The sequence below is a fragment of the Pseudomonas sp. Ag1 genome, assembly GCF_000278565.1.
Taxonomy (GTDB): domain Bacteria; phylum Pseudomonadota; class Gammaproteobacteria; order Pseudomonadales; family Pseudomonadaceae; genus Aquipseudomonas.
The window spans coordinates 1-3,327 of the sequence record NZ_AKVH01000020.1 but is presented as its reverse complement, the minus strand read 5'-3'; the positions used below and the strand labels follow the sequence as shown (position 1 = coordinate 3,327).

At 45.7% G+C, this 3,327-nt stretch carries 3 protein-coding genes; all 3 read left to right on the top strand.

All coding sequences use genetic code 11. The features are described 5' to 3' along the window. The first annotated feature begins 85 nt into the window (after nucleotides 1-85). Nucleotides 86-805 carry a glutathione S-transferase mu gene (locus tag A462_RS32100; RefSeq protein ID WP_008430144.1) on the top strand — a complete coding sequence of 240 codons (720 nt, stop codon included), beginning with the start codon at nucleotides 86-88 and terminating at the stop codon, nucleotides 803-805. Nucleotides 806-1,204: 399 nt separating this feature from the next. Beyond that, entirely contained in the window at nucleotides 1,205-2,065 is an 861-nt protein-coding gene (locus A462_RS32105; protein WP_000027050.1) for a broad-spectrum class A beta-lactamase TEM-116, read from the top strand. Nucleotides 2,066-2,817: 752 nt separating this feature from the next. Further along, entirely contained in the window at nucleotides 2,818-3,225 is a 408-nt protein-coding gene (locus tag A462_RS32985; protein WP_202948673.1) for a SinI family restriction endonuclease, read from the top strand. Nucleotides 3,226-3,327: the final 102 nt, after the last annotated feature.

Genomic DNA, 3,327 nt, shown 5'->3' with positions numbered 1-3,327 from the left:
AAATGAGCTGTTGACAATTAATCATCGGCTCGTATAATGTGTGGAATTGTGAGCGGATAACAATTTCACACAGGAAACAGTATTCATGTCCCCTATACTAGGTTATTGGAAAATTAAGGGCCTTGTGCAACCCACTCGACTTCTTTTGGAATATCTTGAAGAAAAATATGAAGAGCATTTGTATGAGCGCGATGAAGGTGATAAATGGCGAAACAAAAAGTTTGAATTGGGTTTGGAGTTTCCCAATCTTCCTTATTATATTGATGGTGATGTTAAATTAACACAGTCTATGGCCATCATACGTTATATAGCTGACAAGCACAACATGTTGGGTGGTTGTCCAAAAGAGCGTGCAGAGATTTCAATGCTTGAAGGAGCGGTTTTGGATATTAGATACGGTGTTTCGAGAATTGCATATAGTAAAGACTTTGAAACTCTCAAAGTTGATTTTCTTAGCAAGCTACCTGAAATGCTGAAAATGTTCGAAGATCGTTTATGTCATAAAACATATTTAAATGGTGATCATGTAACCCATCCTGACTTCATGTTGTATGACGCTCTTGATGTTGTTTTATACATGGACCCAATGTGCCTGGATGCGTTCCCAAAATTAGTTTGTTTTAAAAAACGTATTGAAGCTATCCCACAAATTGATAAGTACTTGAAATCCAGCAAGTATATAGCATGGCCTTTGCAGGGCTGGCAAGCCACGTTTGGTGGTGGCGACCATCCTCCAAAATCGGATCTGGTTCCGCGTGGATCCCCGGAATTCCCGGGTCGACTCGAGCGGCCGCATCGTGACTGACTGACGATCTGCCTCGCGCGTTTCGGTGATGACGGTGAAAACCTCTGACACATGCAGCTCCCGGAGACGGTCACAGCTTGTCTGTAAGCGGATGCCGGGAGCAGACAAGCCCGTCAGGGCGCGTCAGCGGGTGTTGGCGGGTGTCGGGGCGCAGCCATGACCCAGTCACGTAGCGATAGCGGAGTGTATAATTCTTGAAGACGAAAGGGCCTCGTGATACGCCTATTTTTATAGGTTAATGTCATGATAATAATGGTTTCTTAGACGTCAGGTGGCACTTTTCGGGGAAATGTGCGCGGAACCCCTATTTGTTTATTTTTCTAAATACATTCAAATATGTATCCGCTCATGAGACAATAACCCTGATAAATGCTTCAATAATATTGAAAAAGGAAGAGTATGAGTATTCAACATTTCCGTGTCGCCCTTATTCCCTTTTTTGCGGCATTTTGCCTTCCTGTTTTTGCTCACCCAGAAACGCTGGTGAAAGTAAAAGATGCTGAAGATCAGTTGGGTGCACGAGTGGGTTACATCGAACTGGATCTCAACAGCGGTAAGATCCTTGAGAGTTTTCGCCCCGAAGAACGTTTTCCAATGATGAGCACTTTTAAAGTTCTGCTATGTGGCGCGGTATTATCCCGTATTGACGCCGGGCAAGAGCAACTCGGTCGCCGCATACACTATTCTCAGAATGACTTGGTTGAGTACTCACCAGTCACAGAAAAGCATCTTACGGATGGCATGACAGTAAGAGAATTATGCAGTGCTGCCATAACCATGAGTGATAACACTGCGGCCAACTTACTTCTGACAACGATCGGAGGACCGAAGGAGCTAACCGCTTTTTTGCACAACATGGGGGATCATGTAACTCGCCTTGATCGTTGGGAACCGGAGCTGAATGAAGCCATACCAAACGACGAGCGTGACACCACGATGCCTGTAGCAATGGCAACAACGTTGCGCAAACTATTAACTGGCGAACTACTTACTCTAGCTTCCCGGCAACAATTAATAGACTGGATGGAGGCGGATAAAGTTGCAGGACCACTTCTGCGCTCGGCCCTTCCGGCTGGCTGGTTTATTGCTGATAAATCTGGAGCCGGTGAGCGTGGGTCTCGCGGTATCATTGCAGCACTGGGGCCAGATGGTAAGCCCTCCCGTATCGTAGTTATCTACACGACGGGGAGTCAGGCAACTATGGATGAACGAAATAGACAGATCGCTGAGATAGGTGCCTCACTGATTAAGCATTGGTAACTGTCAGACCAAGTTTACTCATATATACTTTAGATTGATTTAAAACTTCATTTTTAATTTAAAAGGATCTAGGTGAAGATCCTTTTTGATAATCTCATGACCAAAATCCCTTAACGTGAGTTTTCGTTCCACTGAGCGTCAGACCCCGTAGAAAAGATCAAAGGATCTTCTTGAGATCCTTTTTTTCTGCGCGTAATCTGCTGCTTGCAAACAAAAAAACCACCGCTACCAGCGGTGGTTTGTTTGCCGGATCAAGAGCTACCAACTCTTTTTCCGAAGGTAACTGGCTTCAGCAGAGCGCAGATACCAAATACTGTTCTTCTAGTGTAGCCGTAGTTAGGCCACCACTTCAAGAACTCTGTAGCACCGCCTACATACCTCGCTCTGCTAATCCTGTTACCAGTGGCTGCTGCCAGTGGCGATAAGTCGTGTCTTACCGGGTTGGACTCAAGACGATAGTTACCGGATAAGGCGCAGCGGTCGGGCTGAACGGGGGGTTCGTGCACACAGCCCAGCTTGGAGCGAACGACCTACACCGAACTGAGATACCTACAGCGTGAGCTATGAGAAAGCGCCACGCTTCCCGAAGGGAGAAAGGCGGACAGGTATCCGGTAAGCGGCAGGGTCGGAACAGGAGAGCGCACGAGGGAGCTTCCAGGGGGAAACGCCTGGTATCTTTATAGTCCTGTCGGGTTTCGCCACCTCTGACTTGAGCGTCGATTTTTGTGATGCTCGTCAGGGGGGCGGAGCCTATGGAAAAACGCCAGCAACGCGGCCTTTTTACGGTTCCTGGCCTTTTGCTGGATCTTGCTGAAAAACTCGAGCCATCCGGAAGATCTGGCGGCCGCTCTCCCTATAGTGAGTCGTATTACGCCGGATGGATATGGTGTTCAGGCACAAGTGTTAAAGCAGTTGATTTTATTCACTATGATGAAAAAAACAATGAATGGAACCTGCTCCAAGTTAAAAATAGAGATAATACCGAAAACTCATCGAGTAGTAAGATTAGAGATAATACAACAATAAAAAAATGGTTTAGAACTTACTCACAGCGTGATGCTACTAATTGGGACAATTTTCCAGATGAAGTATCATCTAAGAATTTAAATGAAGAAGACTTCAGAGCTTTTGTTAAAAATTATTTGGCAAAAATAATATAATTCGGCTGCAGGGGCGGCCTCGTGATACGCCTATTTTTATAGGTTAATGTCATGATAATAATGGTTTCTTAGACGTCAGGTGGCGCTTTTCGGGGAAATGTG

Bases quoted from the DNA above. Each gene is read 5' to 3' on its own strand.
- A462_RS32100 (WP_008430144.1), top strand. From the start codon at position 86: ATGTCCCCTATACTAGGTTATTGGAAAATTAAGGGCCTTGTGCAACCC.
- A462_RS32105 (WP_000027050.1), top strand. From the start codon at position 1,205: ATGAGTATTCAACATTTCCGTGTCGCCCTTATTCCCTTTTTTGCGGCA.
- A462_RS32985 (WP_202948673.1), top strand. From the start codon at position 2,818: ATGGAAAAACGCCAGCAACGCGGCCTTTTTACGGTTCCTGGCCTTTTG.